This is a genomic window from Neoroseomonas terrae (genome assembly GCF_018129025.1).
GTDB lineage: Bacteria > Pseudomonadota > Alphaproteobacteria > Acetobacterales > Acetobacteraceae > Neoroseomonas > Neoroseomonas terrae.
Map to the genome: position 1 here is coordinate 38,579 of NZ_JAAEDI010000004.1, position 16,442 is coordinate 55,020.

Consider the following 16,442-nt stretch of genomic DNA (forward strand, 5'->3'; position numbering starts at 1 on the left):
AATCTGCGTGACAAGCAATGATACGGCCCGTCCCGTCCGCATCGCGGTCGATATCGGCGGCACCTTTACCGACCTCCAGGTCCTCGATGCGCGGGACGGCGTGGCCCGAGCCTGGAAGACGCCGACAACGCCAGAGGACCCCTCCATCGGCCTGCTGCGTGGCGTGGCCGAGGCCGCTGACCGCTTCGGCTTCGCGCTGTCCGATGTCGGCCTGCTGCTGCATGGTACGACCATCGCAACCAACGCGGTGCTGGAGCGGAAACTCGCGAACGGCGTACTGCTGACGACCGCGGGCTTCGAGGATGTGCTGGAGATCAACCGCCACGTCCGCCGGGACATCTACGGCCTGGCACCCGAGCCTTTCCCGACGCTGATCCCGCGCGACCGCCGCCTTGGCGTCACAGAACGCATGCGCGCGGACGGCAGCGCCGAAGCATCCCTGGACGAGACCTGCGTGCCGGCGCTCCTCGACCGCATCGCCGCGCTGGGAGCGGACTGCGTCGCGGTGTCGCTGCTGCATGCCTATACCAACCCCGCACATGAACGGCGCCTCGCCGGACTGCTGTACGCGGCACGACCAGATCTGCCGGTGTCGCTGTCCTCCGACATCTCGCCCGAGATCCGCGAATACGAACGCACCAGCACGACTGTGCTGAACGCGCTGCTGATGCCCGTGGTGAAGGCTTACCTGACCCGCCTGGAGGCGCGGCTCGGGGAGGGCGGGTTCTGCCCGCTGGTCTTCCTGGTCCAGTCGAATGGCGGCGTGTGCAGCCTGCGCATGGCGGCCGAGCAGCCCGCACGGCTGCTGCTGTCGGGGCCTTCGGGCGGCACGCTGGCGGCGGGGCGGCTCTCCGCCGTGCTGGCTCGGCCGAACCTGGTCGCCGTGGACATGGGCGGCACCTCCTATGACGTGTCGGTGGTGCAGGGTGGGCGCGTCTCCGTCGTCACCCAAGGCGAGATCGATCGGCTGCCTGTACGCCTGCCGATGGTCGAGATGCGCACCATCGGCGCGGGCGGCGGGTCCATCGCCGCCGTGGATGCCGGCGGTAGGCTGACTGTTGGCCCGCGGAGCGCTGGCGCGCGGCCGGGCCCTGTCTCCTACGGACGCGGCGGCACCGAACCGACCGTGACGGACGCCAACCTTGCGCTCGGGCGCCTCGATCCTGAGTTCTTTCTCGGCGGGATGATGAAGCTCGACATGGACGGCACGCGCGCGGCGCTGGAGGCGTGCGTGGGCAAGCCGCTCGGCCTTGGCGTGGAACAGGCCGCGGAAGGCGTCCTCACAGTCACCAACGCCAACCTTGGCGCGGCGATCCGGCTGTCGCTGTTCGAGAAAGGTCTCGATCCGCGCGATTTCTGCCTGCTGTCCTTCGGCGGCGCTGGCGGGCTGCATGCGACGGAGGTCGCCGCGGAGCTCGGCATGACCGAGGTCGCCTTCCCGCGCGAGCCCGGGACGCTATCCGCTTTCGGCATCCTCTTCTCCGACCTCACGCAGGACATCGCGCGGACGCGGCTGACCCGCGCCGAGCCGGCCCGGTTGCCCGCTCTGGCCGAGACCATCGCCGCCCTGCGCGCCGAAGCCGATGCGCGCCTTGCCGCTGACGGCATCGCGCCCGGTCAGCGGCGCGTCGTGATCGCCGCCGACATGCGCTATCACGGCCAGGCCTTCGAACTACTCATCCCCTGGGGCGAGATTGCCACGCCGGACGAGGCTGCGCTTGCAGCGCTGGTGGAGCGGTTCCATGCCATGCACCGGCAGCGCTTCTCCTACGCCAACCCCGGCGATCCGGTGGAGATCGTGACGCTGCGCGCCATCGCGACCGGCGTGCTGGACAAGCCCGAGCCCGGCGACCCGCCGCCGGCCGATCGCCCGGCCCGCAAGGGCTCGCGGTGCATCTTCGAAACCGGCGCCTGGCGTGACGTACCGGTCTGGGACCGCGATGCCCTCACCGCCGCCGAAGCAATCGAGGGCCCCGCTGTGGTGGAGGAAACCTTCGCCACTCATTGGATTGCGCGGGGCTGGACGGCGCGGCTCGGCGCCGCCGGGACGCTGATCGCGAAGAAGGAGGCGGCGTGATGCTCGGCCCCATCGAAATCGAGGTGATCCGCAATGCCCTGACCGCAGCGGCCGCGGAGATGGACATCACTATCTGGCGTACCAGCCGTTCGACCACGGTTCGGGAGTTGCTGGACTATTCGACGGCGGTGTTCGACGCCGAAGGCAACAACGTCGCGCAATCCGCCCGCATCCCGCAGCACCTGAATTCCATGGGTGCGGCGCTGCGCACGCTGCTCGACCGCTTCGTCGATGCCGCGGATTGGAACGCCGATGACGTAGTCATCACCAACGATCCCTATTGCGGCGGACAGCACCTGAACGACGTGCTGGCCTTCAAGCCGGTCGAGCATGAGGGTAAGCGAATCGCCTATGTCGGTTCGCTGTGCCACCATATCGACATGGGCGGCATGGCGCCGGGCTCCTACGCCGCGACCGCCACGGAAGTGTTCCAGGAAGGGCTGCGCATCCCGCCGCTGAAGCTCATCGAGGGCGGCGTGCTGAACAAGTCGATCTGGGCGATGATCGGCCAGAACGTCCGCAAGCCGGCGCTGATGCTCGGGGATCTGCAATCCCAGCTTGCGAGCCTCGAGGTCGGCGCAGCATCCATCGCGCGTCTCGCCACGCGCTACGGGGCCGATGCGCTGCTGGAGGCGACGGCGCGTATCCTCGACATGAGCGAGGCGGCGATGCGTGCGGCGATCCGCGCCATGCCGGATGGGCGCTACGAGTTCGAGGATTTCCTCGACGATGACGGCGTGACCGGCGATCCAATACGGCTGCATGCCGTGCTGGCCGTGGCGGGGGACGAGATCACCGTCGATCTGACCGGCTGTGCCGACCAGCAGCGCGGGCCGATCAACTGCACGCCGGCGATGTCGAACTGCGCGGTGTACTATTCGATCATGGCAGCGACGGATGGCGCGATGCCCGCCAATGCGGGCTGCTACCGCCCCGTGCGGATCATCCATCGCGACGGCAGCGTGACATCCTGCCGCGCGCCGGCCTCGGTCGCGCATCGTGTCGCCGTCTCGCATCGCCTGGCGAATGTGATGTTCGGCTGTCTGCACCAGGCGCTGCCGGACCGCATGCCCGCGGCCTACTACGGCGGCTCCTACGTCGCGACCTTCCAGACTGAGGGCGAGGACGGGTCGCGCGAAGTGCTGGTCGAGATCGAGATCGGCGGCACCGGCGCGAGTCCCGGCCGGGACGGCGTTAGCGCCTGGTCCTTCGGCATGCACAACAACTCGAACATCCCGATCGAGATGATCGAGAGCCAGATGCCCCTGACCATCACGCATTACGGCCTGGTATCCGGCTCGGGCGGGGCAGGGGCGCATCGCGGCGGGCTCGGCCTCGTGCGCGAATGGCGGCTGGACAGCCCGGCGGGCATTTTCACCGCGAATATGGACCGCTTCCGGTTCGCCCCCTACGGCCTCGCGGGCGGGCAGCCGGGTAGTCTGGGCAGGCTGTCGCGTATCCGCGACGGCATCACGACGCCCATCGCACCGAAGTCGGATGGCGTCCGGCTGCTGGAAGGCGATATCGTGCGGCTGGAAACGTCCGGCGGCGGCGGCTTCGGCGATCCGGCCGGGCGCGACGCTGCGGATACGGCGCGCGACAAGGCCCTAGGATACACATGACGGCATTCGACCCCGCGACACACCGCATGGTGCCGCAGCAGCGCTGGTTTGAGGATTTTGCGGTCGGCGAACGTTTCGTCTTGCCGAGCCGCACGATGACGGAAGCGATCTTCCTCGCCTTCCAGGCTGCCTCCGGCGACAACCACCCGGTGCACTACGACGCCGAATACTGTCGGGCGCGGGGCATGCCCCACATGCTCGCCCACGGTTTCCAGATCGTGATTCAGACGGCGGCGGGGGCCGGAATGTTCCCCCACTTGGTCGAGGAATCTCTCAAGGGCTTCCTCGAGCAATCAAGCCGCTTTCTGCACCCAGTCTTCGTCGGCGACACGCTCTACGCCGCGCTGGAGGTCGACGAGGTCACGCCGCAGCGCACGACCGGCGTGGTCGGGCTGCGCAGCACCGTGCACAACCAGAAGGGCGTGCTCGTGATGGACGGCCGCCAGCGCTATCTGCTGCGTCGCCGCCCGGCCTGACTTCACGCGGCGCAGCCACCGCGCCAAACTCGGCGGGACGGAGGAACCGAACCCATGGCCCGCATTCCCTACGCCGACCCGGCGCATCCCGACCATGTCGATGCGGCGGGACACATCGTCGCCTCGCGCAAGAAGCTCGGGCATCTGCACCGCATGTTGCTGCACGCCCCGCCCATCGCGAAGGGCTGGATCACCATGTTCGACGCGGTGCGCTGGGATTCCACCCTGTCGGGAAGGATCCGCGAACTCGTCATGTGCCGCGTCGCCGCGATCAACGACGCACCCTATGAATGGGAGGCACACGCGCCGCTCGCCCTGAAAGAGGGCGCGACCCAGGCGCAGCTGGATGCTTTGCGGGATTGGGAGAAGAGCGACGCCTTCGATGCGACGGAACGCGCCGCGCTCGCCTATTGCGATGCGATGACGAAGCAGGTGCATGTGCCCGACGACGTCGCCGCGAAAGTCCGGAGCATCTTCCCGCCGCGCGAACTGGTCGAACTGACCGTGACCATCGCCGGCTACAACTGCGTCTCCCGCGTGCTCGAAGCCCTCGACATCAAGGGCACCGATCCGCTCTGACGGTCACGCCGCGCGCCGGAGCAGCTTTCCGGCGCGCGCGCCCGTCACGCCCTTCCCGTGCACGTAGGCGGACTCACCGTTCACCCAGGTCTCGACGATCCCATCCGCCGGCTGGATCGGGTCTTCCCATGTCGCCCGGTCTGCCACCGTCGCCGCGTCGAGCAGCACCAGATCGGCGAAGGCGCCTTCCCGGATGATCCCGCGATCGGGCATGCCGAAGACCATCGCCGTGCGCCCGGTCATCTTGTGGATGGCGGTTTCGAGCGCCATCAGCTTCAACTCGCGCACATAATGCCCGAGCACGCGCGGAAACGTCCCCCACAGCCGCGGGTGCGGCTTGCTGGCGAGCGGCCCGCCGTCGCTGCCGATCATCGACAGCGGATGCGCCATGATGCGACGGACATCTCCCTCCGCCATGTTGTGGAACACGCCCGTGGCGGGCAGCAGTCGGTCGCGCGCTTCGATCAGCGACACGCCCCATCCCGCTGCGACATCCGCCAGCGCGCGGCCGGCGAGTTCCGGGTGCGGCACGGAGTTGGTAACGATGATCGGCACATCCGGCCGCGGGTCGCGTGCCGCGAGTGACGTGGACGACGCCGTGTAGGGATAGACGTCAAAGGCAACCGGATGCCGCGCGGCTGCTGTCTCGATCATCGGCAGGGTTTCCAGCGACCGGCCGTGGTTCTCCGGCTGCGCGCATTTGTGATGGCTGATGATCACGGGGACGCCGACGGCATCCCCGATCCGCAGCGTCTCGGCGATGCTGTCGAGCACGCCATCGGCCTCGTCGCGCATATGCGTCGCGTAGAGGCCGCGATGGGCGCGCAGCGCCTCGGCAATGGCTATCACCTCCTCGGTCGGCGCATGCTTCGAGGGCGGGTAGAACAGGCCCGTGGAGAAACCCGCCGCGCCCTCGGCCAGGCTTTCAGCAAGCCAGCCACGCATGCGCTCCGCTTCGGCATCCGTCGCGGCGCGCTGGGTGTCCCCGTTCATCGCGCCCACGCGCAGCGACATGTGCCCGATCAGCGCGAGCGTGTTCACCGCCGGCGGTTCGCGCCGCAGGTGGTCGGCGTACTCGCCGAAGGACCCGAAGCGCCACCATTCCGGCGCGCAGACCTGATCAAGCGGCGCCGGCGGCCGCACGGCCATGCGCACCGGGGAGAGGCTGATGCCGCAATTGCCGACGACGACGCTGGTCACGCCCTGCGACAGCTTGCAGCACATGCAGGCCGCGCCCTGCAGGACGATCTGGTCGTCATGGGTGTGCGCATCGATGAAGCCGGGCGCGAGGACGCGGCCCTGCGCCCGCACCTCCCGCGCGCCCACGGCCGCGCCGAGGTCGCCGACGGCGGCGATGCGGTCGCCCCCCACGGCGACGTCGCCGCGGAACCCCGGGCGCCCGGAACCGTCGATGATCGTCGCGTCGCGGATGATGAGGTCGCAGCGAAGTGTCATGCGTCGATCTGCCAGAACAGCCCTGTCAGCATGCCGTAGGGATCGCGATGCCGAAAGGCCGAGGCATGCGCTCGCGTCTCACCCGGTCGGGCCCGCCGTCATCGCCATCGCGCATCTTGCCGCGCCCGATTTCGCGCCGCAGCATGACGCACCGGAGAAGGAACCCGCCCATGCCCCGCATCGACGCCGAGCGTTTTCTGCGCGACCTGAACGAACTCCGGAAGATTGGTGCGTACAGGACCGGCGTGCACCGCCCGACCTACTCGCCGCAAGACATGGAATCGCGGCGCTGGCTGATGGAGCGCCTGGCCGAATGCGGGCTGGAACCTTCCATCGACGGCATCGGCAACGTCTATGGCCGGCACAAGGGGCCGGGCCCGCACCTGCTGGTCGGCAGCCACATCGAGAGCCAGAACCAGGCCGGCTGGCTGGACGGCGCGCTCGGCGTGATGACGGGCGTCGCGCTCGCTCGCGCCGGCCTGCCCGTCGATGTCTGCGCCTTCGCCGATGAGGAAGGGCATTTCGAGGGCGGCTTCCTCGGCTCCCGCTCCATCATCGGCGAATTGTCCGAGGACGACATCGACCGTTCTCGCAGCCGCAACGACGGCCAGCCCCTGCGCGATGCGCTGGCCGCCGCGGGGCTCGCCGGCAAACCGCGGATGCAGCTCGAGCCCGGTCGCCACAAGGGCTTTTTCGAGATGCATATCGAACAGGGCACGCAACTTGAATCGAAGGGCCTACGCGTCGGTGTGGTGACCGGTATCGTGGCCATCTGGCAGTGGCTCATCCACTTCGACGGCCAGCAGGACCACGCCGGCGGTACCACGATGGCCGAGCGCAAGGACGCCGGCCTGTCGGCGGTGCGGCTGCTCGCCGCCATCGATCAGGAATTCCACCGCGTCTGCGGCGAACGCTCCACTTGGACCACCGGCCGGATCAGCCTGGACCCGGGCGCGCCCTCCATCATTCCTGGTTCGGCCGAGGTGCTTTTCCAGTTCCGTGACGTCTCGGTTCCGATACTGGAGCGCATGGAAGCGACACTGCGTGCGTTGGTGCAGGAGAGCAACCGGCGCGAGAAGTGCCCGGCGACGCTCTCGCAGAAATCCCGCGCCACGCCCGCCATCTGCGACGCCGCCATGATGTTGGCGCTGGAGGCGGCCGCCGAGGCGGAAGCGCCTGGCGTGTGGACGCGCATGCCCTCTGGCGCAGGCCACGACGCGCAGTACATCGCGAAGCGCATGCCCGCCGCGATGCTATTCACGCCCTCCATCGGCGGCATCAGCCACCACTGGGCCGAGGATACAAAGGAGGAGGATCTGGCGCTGTGCTGCCAGGTCCTCGGCACCGCCGCGGAGAAGTTCCTGGCATCGTGACGAGCGCCGCCGGTGTGACCCAGCGCACGCCGGCGGAAAGCTGCGGAAAGTACCGGAAAGGTCTGACGGTGGCGCTGGACGGGTGCCTCCACCATCCTGCGTTCCAGCCCGAAGCAGCCGGCGTGCGCCGGCGATGCGATGCGGCGAGGAACGACAACATGGTCCAGCACACGAACGCCCAAGCTGCGGTGGCGTGGCCGCGCAAGACGCGCGAACTGCACAACCATCACTTCGATTCCACGGTGTGGAACGACCTTACGCTCCGCGACGGCGACATCGTCGTCGCGACCTATGCGAAGTCAGGCACCACCTGGACGCAGCAGATCGTCGGCCAACTTCTGTCGGGTGGCGATCCCGACATGGATGTCGCCGCCATCTCGCCTTGGGTCGACCTGCGCGTGCCGCCCAAGGCGGAGAAGATCGCCGCGATCGATGCGCAGCAGGGACGGCGCTTCCTTAAGACACACCTGCCGGTCGACGCGCTCGCCTACTCGCCGGTCGCGAAGTACCTCTATATCGCGCGGGACGGTCGCGACGTGGTCTGGAGCATGCATAACCACCACGCCAATGCGAACGCGCTCTGGTACCAGGCGCTGAACGAAACGCCGGGCCGCGTCGGCCCGCCGATCGGCCTGCCGCCAGCCTCGGTGCGGGATTACTTCCTCGAATGGCTGGCGCGTGACGGGCATCCCTTCTGGCCCTTCTGGGAAAACGTCCGGTCCTGGTGGGGCATCCGCCACCTACCCAACCTCATGCTGCTGCATTTCGAGGCGCTGAAGGCCGACCTTCCCGGACAGATGCGGCGCATCGCCGATTTCCTGGAGATCGAGGTCGATGCGCAGCGCTGGCCCGCCATCGTCGAGCATTGCAGCTTCGCGTGGATGAAGGCGCATGCCACCAAGGCCGCGCCGCTCGGCGGCGTCTTCTGGGATGGCGGCGCGGAGACCTTCATCAACAAGGGCGTCAATGGCCGCTGGCGCGACGTGCTTACGGTCGAGGACAGCCTTGCGTATGAGGCAACGGCGCGGGCCGAACTCGGCGAGGATTGCGCCACCTGGCTTGCGACCGGCGTTGCGCCCATCCGGGAGGCCGCGTGACAGCCGTCGAGGGACCGACCGCTTTACACCGGCGTCGGTCCGGTACCCGCGACAATCCTCTACCGGCTCGCCCCGTCAAAGTGCTGGATCTCCAGCGCATCGAGGTCGATCGCCGGTACGCAGCGCAGGTTGATCGCGACGGTCCGCGTGCCGTCGGGCGCGGTCCCGACGGCGAAGGGCTCGATGCCGCAGGTCGTGCAGAACTGATGTGCGATCTTGTGCGTGTGGAAATGATACTCGCGCAGCGCGTCCTTGCCCCGGATCGTCATGCTGCTGCGCGGCCCGAAGGCAAGCATCACCCCAGTCCTGCGGCACATCGAGCAATTGCAGACCATGGCCTTTGCCGGCGCATCGCCTTCCACCGAGAAGGTGACCGCGCCGCAATGGCAACTCCCCTCATAGGCCATGTCTCACCTCATCCGTTGCGCAGTTTGATCCCTGCAAGAACCGGCAGTTCCGCCCCGCCGCCGCCGAAGCTGGACACCGGCAGGTTCGCCATGGTCGGCCGCGGCGCAAGCGGGAAGGAGTAGAGCCGCTCGCCACCGAGCAGGAAGGCGCGCCCGCCGCGCGGAAACAGCCCGGCGATCGCGCGGTCCGTGGTGTCGAGCCCGCCCGTATACGCCCCGAAGGCCGGCAGCAGGACACGCCGTCCGTCGCTGACGAAACAGGGCCGTGCGACGCCACCGGCGCGCGTCGGCGCCGTGGCACGCGGATGGAGATGCCCCGCGATCTCGCCCGCCGCGCGCGGCTGCGGAATGTGGCGGAAGGTGAGGGGCCCGTCGCGCAGTTCCTCGACCGCGGCACCCGGCAGGCCGACCGGCGGCGCCGGATCGTGGTTGCCCGCGACCCAGGTGACATCGACGCCCGCCAGTGCTGCGACCAGCGCGGCGCGGTCCTGATCGCCGAGCCGGGCGCAGCCCTCCGCATCGTGGAAGGAATCCCCCAGGAAGACGACGCGGCGCGGGCTGTACAGCCGCAGCACCGGCAGCAGACGCGCCAGCGTCTCCCGCGTGTCATAGGGTGGCACCAGCCGTCCGCGCGTCGCGAAGGCGCTGCCCTTCTCGAAATGCAGGTCGGCAACCACGAGCATCCGCTGCGCCGGCCAGTGCAGCACGCCGGCCGGGTCGAGCATCAGCCGCTCGCCCGCCACATGAACCGGTGCTGCCACCATCAGCCCGTCACCATCTTCGGCGCGTGGCGGACGTGGCGCGACCGGCGGCGGTCGCGCGACGCGGACCGTGCGACGGAGGTGCCGCGGACCGGCAACTCGTCCGTCAGCTCGGCGAGCGTCTCGGCGAAATGCTCGGCGCCGTCGGTCGCTTCCTCGACCAGCGCGGCGGCCTCGGCAAGCAGCGCATCCTCGGCGCCGCCCGCCACCCATTCGCGCCCTTCCTCGATCAGCGCCGGCACGGCGAGCGGGGAGACCTGCTTCAGCACCCGATGCCGGATGCGCCCCTTCACCCGCGCGAGCAGGGACGCGATGCGGGCCACGTCGGTCAGCCCCTGCGCGGCCTCGGCACGCGTCGCGCGCAGCAGGATGTGGTCCGGCTGGTGCCGCCGCAGCACGTCGTAGATCAGGTCGGAATTCATCGTCATCTGGCGGCCCGATTTCTGCGCCCCGGGGTGGCTCTTCTCGATCAGCCCGGCAATGGTTGCGATGTTGCGGAAGGTGCGGCGGAGCATGCTGGACTCGGCCAGCCATTCCTCCATCTCGTCGCCTAATATGTCCTCGGCGAACAGGCCGGCCACGTCCCTGGGCTCGAAGGCGGACCAGATCGCCAGGACATAGTCGGTGCCGACATAGCCGAGCGGCGCCATGCCAAGCTTCTCCATCCGCTTGGTGACGAGCATGCCAAGTGTCTGATGCGCCAGGCGGCCCTCGAAGGTGTAGGCAATCAGGAACCACTTGCCGCCGCGCGGGAAGGTCTCGATCAGCAGCCCGTCCTTCGGCGGCAGCTCCGACTTCAGGCGTTGCAGGCGCAGCCATTCGATGACCGGCTGCGGCAGATGCCGCCAGCGTCGGGGATCATGCAGGATGGCCCGCACCCGGGCAGCGAGATACGTCGTGAGCGGCATCCGGCTGCCGGCATAGACCGGCACGCGCGGCTCCCCATCGCCGCCGCGCGAGACGATCACCGCACCCGGATCGAGCCGCTCGTACCGCAGCACCTGGCCACCGAACAGGAAACAGTCGCCGGGTTCGAGCGTGGCGACGAAGTACTCCTCCACCTCGCCGACGACGCCCCCGCCGCGCAGTCGCACCTTCAGCAGCGGCGTCTCGACGATGGTGCCGAGGTTCATCCGCAGCTGCCGCTCCACCTGCTTGCCGCGCACATGCAGCCGACCCTCGGCATCGCGGAACAGCCGGCGGAAACGATCATAGGCCTGGAGCGCGTAGCCGCCATCCTCGACGAAACGCACGACATCGTCGAAATCCCGCCGCGTCAGTCCGGCATAGGGGCCGGCGCGCGTCACCTCGGCGTAAAGTTCGTCCTCGCGAAAGGGCGCGGAACAGGCCATGGCGAGGACATGCTGCGCCAGCACGTCGAGCCCGCCGGGCCGGGGCGGCTCGCCATCGAGGTCGCCCGCCTCTACGGCTTCCGTGGCGGCAACGCATTCCACCACCTCGAACCGGTTGGCCGGCACCAGCACGGCGCGGGATGGCTCGTCCATCCGATGGTTCGCGCGGCCCACCCGCTGCAGCAGCCGCGACACGCCCTTGGGCGCGCCGACCTGGATCACCTGGTCCACATCGCCCCAGTCGATGCCGAGGTCGAGCGACGCCGTGGCGACGACCGCCCGCAGCCGCCCCTCGGCCATCGCGGCTTCAACCTTGCGGCGCAATCCGATCTCCAGGCTGCCGTGGTGCATGGCGATCGGCAGCGCGGCCTCGTTCAGCCGCCACAGGGCCGCGAAGACCAGCTCGGCCTGCGCGCGGGTGTTGACGAAGACGATCGTCACGCGCGCCGCTTCGATCCGCCGGTAGATATCGGGCGCCGAGGCAAGACCCATATGCCCGCCCCAGGGCAGCCGGCCCTCCGGCAGTTGCAGCGCGAACACGGGCGCCGCGCCGCCCCGTGTCTCCACCAGCTTGACCTGGTCGGCCTGCGCGGTCGGCGACAGCCAGGCTCGCAGCGCCTGCGGATGCGCGACCGTGGCGGACAGGCCGACGCGCCGCGCCTCGGGCGCGAGCGCGGCCAGACGGGACATGCACAGCGCCAGCTGATCGCCTCGCTTGGTCCCGGCCAGCGCATGCGCCTCATCCACCACGATGGCCGACAGGCCGGCGAACATCGTCGGCGCATCGGGTAGGGACAGCAGCAGCGTCAGGCTCTCCGGTGTGGTCAGCAGCAGGTTGGGCGGGTCCTCGCGCTGCCGCTGGCGGCGGTTGACCGGCGTGTCGCCGGTGCGCGTCTCGATGCGGATGGCCAAGCCCATCTCCTCGACGGGCTGGGTCAGGTTGCGCGCGATGTCGACCGCCAGCGCCTTCAGCGGGGAAATATAGAGCGTGTGCAGCCCCGCCCGCGGCCGCGCCGCCAGGTCGAGGAGGGACGGCAGGAACCCGGCCAGCGTCTTGCCGCCGCCGGTCGGCGCGAGGAGCAGAACGTGCTCTCCACGCGCTGCGGCGTCCAGCAGCGCGAGCTGATGCGGGCGCGGCGACCAGCCGCGCGAGACGAACCAGCCAGCGAATGGTTCTGGCAATGTTCTCATTCGTGGGCAATATGGCGGCGGTTCACCGCGGGGGGAAGCCGCCTATTCGAGCGTTGGCCGTATCGTTTGGGAACGGGTGCCGTGCCAACGCGTGCGAAAGGCCTGCGTAGCTCAGAGAGTCGCGCGCATCGGGCGCCGCCGCGCGCCTCAGTCTCCCGGCTCAGTGCTGACCAACTCGTCTAATAGCCGCGGCGGAACCGCGCACCCCCTGCGCCGCGGCGATGCGGTAGAGTCTGACCGCCTCGCTCTCGTCAGGCGGCACGCCGCGACCCGTCTCGTACATGGTTCCGAGGCGAAAAGCGATGTCCCCGAAGCCCGTGCGAACGGCGAGGCGATAGAGCCTAGCGGCCTCGGCATCGTCCTGCGGCACGCCGCGGCCATCCTCGTACATCCGCCCAAGCTGCGCCTGCGCGAGCGCTTCGCCGCGGTCGGCGGCGAGGTGGAGGAATCGGGCGGCCTCTCCGTCGTCGCGCGGAACGCGGCGACCCTCCGCATACATGCTTCCGAGTATGTATGGGGCGAAGGCATCGCCTAGCTCGGTAGCGCGGCAGTTGAGCCTGATCGACATGGCAAGGTCCAGCGGCACGCCATCGCCCCTACTGTACAGGCTCGCGAGGATACGGTGGGCGCGGGCATCATCCTGGTCGGCGGCGAGACGGAGGACCCTTACTGCCTCGGTGTAGTCGGGCGGCTCACTGTTCACATAGATGCTCCCGAGGGCGGCCTGCGCTGGCGCATATCCCTGTTCGGCGGCGAGGCGGTAAAGGTGGATGGCGCCGGACCCTTCGCGACTATTGCGAAACAAGGCACCCAAGCTGAACTGTGCCGGCGCATACCCCTGTTCGGCGGCGAGGCGATGGAGCCGTATCGCTTCGGCGTAGTCCTGCGGGGCGCCTCGCCCAGTCGCGTGCATGAGCGCGAGGTTGTGCTGGCCCTCCGGGTCGCCCTGTCCGGCGGCAGCCCGGAAGCGCCTGGCGGCCTCTGCATCATGGTAGAGTGGGGGGCGGGTCTCCACACGGATCGGCCCGCAGCCAGGCTGAGGTTCCGGATCGTCGCGCTGCAACGCAACGTTCGTCAGAAGCGTCGTGACGACAGCCCAGCCGACACCCAGCATCCATTTTGGCGCGTTTAGCTTCGGCAAGTACTTCGCGATATTCGGCACCATTGCCTGACGACCACCCGCTTCATAAATCTATCATAGCATAACGAGAATGTTACGTACCTTTAAATCGGGGGTCGACGCGGCCGCCTTGAGGAGCGGAGGTCGGATTGAGGGCCATGGCTGGTCGACGCTAGCGATCACGCGAGGCTACCGACGTTCTCCAGGGGTAGCTTCTCCGGCTCGGTGAGCGGAGACCCGCCGGCCAAGCCCACGCGCGGGAAGCGATGTCCGGTTTCCGCATCGGCCGGCGAACCCATATCCACCGAGTGAGCATGCCCCATCCCGACACCTGGCTGAAGGTCACTCCCGGCGGGCTGTATTGCGAGCCCGGCGGCTTCTACGTGGACCCGACCCGGGCCGTGGACCGCGCCGTCATCACCCACGGCCATTCCGACCATGCCCGGCCCGGTCACGCCCATGTTCTCGCAACGCGCGAGACGCTGGCCATCATGACGACCCGGATGGGGGAGGGCAGGGCTGGCGAGACGCAGCAGGCGCTCGGCTACGGTGAATCGCTCACCATCAATGGCGTCAGGCTGTGGCTGCGGCCGGCCGGGCACGTGCTGGGTTCCGCGCAGGTTTGCCTGGAATGGCAGGGGTCCCGCGCCGTCATCTCCGGCGACTACAAGCGGCAGGCCGACCCGACCGCCATGCGGTTCGAACCCGAACGCTGCGACGTCTTCGTCACCGAGGCGACCTTTGCCCTCCCGGTGTTCCGCCATCCGCCGCCCGAAGCGGAACTGGCCAAGCTGCTGCGTTCCGTTGCGCTGTTCCCCGAGCGCACCCACGTCGTCGGCTGTTACTCCCTCGGCAAATGCCAGCGGCTGATTGCCATGCTGCGCGAGGCCGGCTGGGACCGGCCCGTGCATCTCCATGGCGCGCATGTGGCTCTGTGCCGGACCTATGAAGCCCTCGGCGTCCCTCTCGGCGACCTGCGCACCGCGACGGTCGCGAAGAAGGAGGACCTGAAGGGCGCCATCGTGCTCGCACCGCCTTCCGCCGTCGCCGATCGCTGGGCACGACGACTCAACGAGCCGGTTCCCGCCGTCGCCTCCGGATGGATGCGCGTGCGGCAGCGCGCCAAGCAGGGCGGCGTGGAGTTGCCGCTCGTCATCTCCGATCACGCCGACTGGGACGAATTGCTCGCCACCGCCGCTGAGGTCCAGGCGCCCGAGATCTGGGTGACGCATGGCCGGGAGGATGCGCTGATCCACGCCCTCGGCCTGCGTGGCATTCGCGGCCGCGCCCTGCATCTGATCGGCTTCGGGGAGGAGGATGAGGCCGAGGAGACCGTCGCCGCATGAGCCTCCCGGCCTTCGCCGAATTGCTGGAACGCCTCGTCTTCACGCCGGGCCGCAACGCCAAGCTCGCTTTGTTGCAGCAATGGTTCGCCGAGCAGCCCGATCCGGACCGCGGCATCGGCCTCGCTGCCCTCACCGGCGAGCTGGTGTTCTCCGTGGCCAAGCCGGGCATGATCCGGGACCTCGTCGCCAGCCGCACCGACCCGGAGCTGTGGCGCCTGTCCTACGATTATGTCGGTGACCTCGCCGAGGCCGTCGCGCTGATCTGGCAGTCCCGCGCCGGCGTGAACGCGCCGCCGCCCACCTTGGCCGAGGTCGTGGAGGCGCTGGAGACCACACCGAAGGCCGAACTCCCGGCCCTGATCGCCGGCTGGCTCGACACGCTCGACGCCAGCGCGCGCTTGGCCCTGATCAAGCTGGTGGCGGGCGGGTTGCGCGTCGGCGTCTCGGCGCGGCTGGCGCGCGTGGCCCTCGCGGAGTGGTCCGGCCAGCCCGTCGAGGACATAGAGGAGGTCTGGCACGGCGTAGCGGTACCCTATGAGCCGCTGTTCCACTGGCTGGACGGCCGCGGGCCCCGCCCGGACCCGCGCGACGCGCCGATCTTCCGGCCGCTGATGCTCGCGCATCCGCTTGAGGACGCCGATCTGGCGGCGCTGCAGCCCCAGGATTGGCGGGCCGAGTGGAAGTGGGACGGCATTCGCGTGCAGCTCACTGCCGGACCGGGCGGCAGGCGAATCTTCTCCCGCGGCGGGGAGGACATCTCCAACGCCTTCCCCGAAATCCTCGACGCCATGACCTTCCATGGCGTGCTGGATGGGGAACTGCTGGTGATCCGCGACGGCACCGTCGCCCCGTTCGCCGATCTGCAGCAACGGCTGAACCGGAAGGCGGTCACCGCGCGCATGCAGCGCGACTTCCCCGCCGCCGTGCGGCTCTACGACCTGCTGTTCGACGGCCATGAGGATCTGCGCACACAACCCTTCGACATCCGGCGGGCGCGCCTGGAAGCGTGGTTCGCTCGCACCGCGCCGCCGCTGATGGATGTCTCCGCCCTTATACCCTTCGACGGCATCGAGGCGCTGTCGGCGATCCGTGACGGTGCTCGTGCCGCATCCATCGAAGGGCTGATGCTCAAGCGCGCCGACGCGCCCTACGTCGCGGGCCGCGTGAAGGGGCTCTGGTGGAAGTGGAAGCGCGACCCGCTCACCGTCGATGCCGTGCTGATGTATGCCCAGCGCGGCCACGGCAAGCGGTCGAGCTTCTATTCCGACTACACCTTCGGCGTCTGGCGCGAGGACGGGCAGCTGGTGCCGATCGGCAAGGCCTATTCCGGCTACACGGATGAGGAACTGCTCTGGCTCGACCGGTGGATCCGCAATAACACCATCAACCGCTTCGGCCCGGTGCGGGAAGTTGATCGCGGCATCGTCTTCGAGGTCGCCTTCGACGCCGCGCAGCTTTCCACGCGGCACAAGTCGGGCGTGGCGCTGCGCTTCCCCCGCATTGCCCGCATCCGTCGCGACAAGCCGGTCGAGGAGGCGGACCGTCTCGAAACGGTGATGGCGCTGGTCGAGACGCGCGCCAGTTGA

13 protein-coding genes are annotated in these 16,442 nt (G+C 69.0%); 8 read left to right on the top strand and 5 right to left on the bottom strand.

Features of this window, described 5'->3' with window-relative positions; genetic code table 11:
* Positions 1-7 precede the first annotated feature (7 nt).
* The 4 genes from GXW78_RS27800 to GXW78_RS04115 are packed head-to-tail and all read left to right on the top strand — an operon-like array spanning position 8 to position 4,754.
* Positions 8-2,077: a hydantoinase/oxoprolinase family protein gene (locus GXW78_RS27800; protein ID WP_211866296.1), complete on the top strand. Its 2,070-nt coding sequence runs from the start codon at positions 8-10 to the stop codon at positions 2,075-2,077.
* Positions 2,077-3,699: a hydantoinase B/oxoprolinase family protein gene (locus GXW78_RS04105; RefSeq protein WP_211866298.1), complete on the top strand. Its 1,623-nt coding sequence runs from the start codon at positions 2,077-2,079 to the stop codon at positions 3,697-3,699. Before GXW78_RS27800 ends, GXW78_RS04105 begins: the two co-directional genes overlap by 1 nt.
* On the top strand, positions 3,696-4,175 hold the full coding sequence (locus GXW78_RS04110) for a MaoC family dehydratase (protein ID WP_246521856.1): 480 nt from the start codon (positions 3,696-3,698) through the stop codon (positions 4,173-4,175). The genes GXW78_RS04105 and GXW78_RS04110 overlap by 4 nt, the downstream gene beginning before the upstream one ends.
* Positions 4,176-4,229: 54 nt before the next feature.
* The gene (locus tag GXW78_RS04115) at positions 4,230-4,754 is read left to right on the top strand and encodes a carboxymuconolactone decarboxylase family protein (RefSeq protein ID WP_211866300.1); all 525 of its coding nucleotides are present in this window, start codon (positions 4,230-4,232) and stop codon (positions 4,752-4,754) included.
* A gap of 3 nt (positions 4,755-4,757) precedes the next feature.
* On the opposite strand, the gene GXW78_RS04120 is transcribed toward GXW78_RS04115, so the two are convergent.
* Complete coding sequence (locus GXW78_RS04120) at positions 4,758-6,209, bottom strand: N-acyl-D-amino-acid deacylase family protein (RefSeq protein WP_211866302.1); 1,452 nt, start codon at positions 6,207-6,209, stop codon at positions 4,758-4,760.
* A 170-nt stretch (positions 6,210-6,379) separates the two neighbouring features.
* On the opposite strand from GXW78_RS04120, the gene GXW78_RS04125 reads away from it, so the two are divergent.
* Positions 6,380-7,582, top strand: a complete 1,203-nt coding sequence (locus tag GXW78_RS04125; RefSeq protein ID WP_211866304.1) for a Zn-dependent hydrolase — start codon at positions 6,380-6,382, stop codon at positions 7,580-7,582.
* Between the two features lie 158 nt (positions 7,583-7,740).
* A complete protein-coding gene (locus GXW78_RS04130; RefSeq protein WP_211866306.1) occupies positions 7,741-8,679 on the top strand; it encodes a sulfotransferase domain-containing protein in 939 nt (312 codons plus the stop codon).
* Positions 8,680-8,738: 59 nt separating this feature from the next.
* On the opposite strand, the gene GXW78_RS04135 is transcribed toward GXW78_RS04130, so the two are convergent.
* The 4 genes from GXW78_RS04135 to GXW78_RS04150 all read right to left on the bottom strand — a co-directional run bounded on the left by GXW78_RS04135 (position 8,739) and on the right by GXW78_RS04150 (position 13,555).
* The gene (locus GXW78_RS04135; RefSeq protein WP_211866307.1) at positions 8,739-9,086 is read right to left on the bottom strand and encodes a GFA family protein; all 348 of its coding nucleotides are present in this window, start codon (positions 9,084-9,086) and stop codon (positions 8,739-8,741) included.
* An 8-nt stretch (positions 9,087-9,094) separates the two neighbouring features.
* Entirely contained in the window at positions 9,095-9,850 is a 756-nt protein-coding gene (pdeM, locus tag GXW78_RS04140; RefSeq protein WP_211866308.1) for a ligase-associated DNA damage response endonuclease PdeM, read from the bottom strand.
* On the bottom strand, positions 9,850-12,390 hold the full coding sequence (locus GXW78_RS04145) for a ligase-associated DNA damage response DEXH box helicase (RefSeq protein ID WP_211866309.1): 2,541 nt from the start codon (positions 12,388-12,390) through the stop codon (positions 9,850-9,852). Before GXW78_RS04145 ends, pdeM begins: the two co-directional genes overlap by 1 nt.
* Positions 12,391-12,550: 160 nt before the next feature.
* The gene (locus tag GXW78_RS04150; protein ID WP_211866310.1) at positions 12,551-13,555 is read right to left on the bottom strand and encodes a tetratricopeptide repeat protein; all 1,005 of its coding nucleotides are present in this window, start codon (positions 13,553-13,555) and stop codon (positions 12,551-12,553) included.
* Positions 13,556-13,824: 269 nt separating this feature from the next.
* Between GXW78_RS04150 and GXW78_RS04155 the strand changes: the two genes are divergently transcribed.
* The gene (locus GXW78_RS04155) at positions 13,825-14,856 is read left to right on the top strand and encodes a ligase-associated DNA damage response exonuclease (RefSeq protein WP_211866311.1); all 1,032 of its coding nucleotides are present in this window, start codon (positions 13,825-13,827) and stop codon (positions 14,854-14,856) included.
* Positions 14,853-16,442, top strand: coding sequence for a cisplatin damage response ATP-dependent DNA ligase (locus tag GXW78_RS04160; protein ID WP_211866313.1), 1,590 nt, complete (start codon positions 14,853-14,855; stop codon positions 16,440-16,442). The genes GXW78_RS04155 and GXW78_RS04160 overlap by 4 nt, the downstream gene beginning before the upstream one ends.

Coding starts and splice junctions, on each gene's coding strand:
- GXW78_RS04105 (WP_211866298.1), top strand. CDS start 2,077: ATGCTCGGCCCCATCGAAATCGAGGTGATCCGCAATGCCCTGACCGCA.
- GXW78_RS04110 (WP_246521856.1), top strand. CDS start 3,696: ATGACGGCATTCGACCCCGCGACACACCGCATGGTGCCGCAGCAGCGC.
- GXW78_RS04115 (WP_211866300.1), top strand. CDS start 4,230: ATGGCCCGCATTCCCTACGCCGACCCGGCGCATCCCGACCATGTCGAT.
- GXW78_RS04120 (WP_211866302.1), bottom strand. CDS start 6,209: ATGACACTTCGCTGCGACCTCATCATCCGCGACGCGACGATCATCGAC.
- GXW78_RS04125 (WP_211866304.1), top strand. CDS start 6,380: ATGCCCCGCATCGACGCCGAGCGTTTTCTGCGCGACCTGAACGAACTC.
- GXW78_RS04130 (WP_211866306.1), top strand. CDS start 7,741: ATGGTCCAGCACACGAACGCCCAAGCTGCGGTGGCGTGGCCGCGCAAG.
- GXW78_RS04135 (WP_211866307.1), bottom strand. CDS start 9,086: ATGGCCTATGAGGGGAGTTGCCATTGCGGCGCGGTCACCTTCTCGGTG.
- pdeM (WP_211866308.1), bottom strand. CDS start 9,850: ATGGTGGCAGCACCGGTTCATGTGGCGGGCGAGCGGCTGATGCTCGAC.
- GXW78_RS04145 (WP_211866309.1), bottom strand. CDS start 12,390: ATGAGAACATTGCCAGAACCATTCGCTGGCTGGTTCGTCTCGCGCGGC.
- GXW78_RS04150 (WP_211866310.1), bottom strand. CDS start 13,555: ATGGTGCCGAATATCGCGAAGTACTTGCCGAAGCTAAACGCGCCAAAA.
- GXW78_RS04155 (WP_211866311.1), top strand. CDS start 13,825: ATGCCCCATCCCGACACCTGGCTGAAGGTCACTCCCGGCGGGCTGTAT.
- GXW78_RS04160 (WP_211866313.1), top strand. CDS start 14,853: ATGAGCCTCCCGGCCTTCGCCGAATTGCTGGAACGCCTCGTCTTCACG.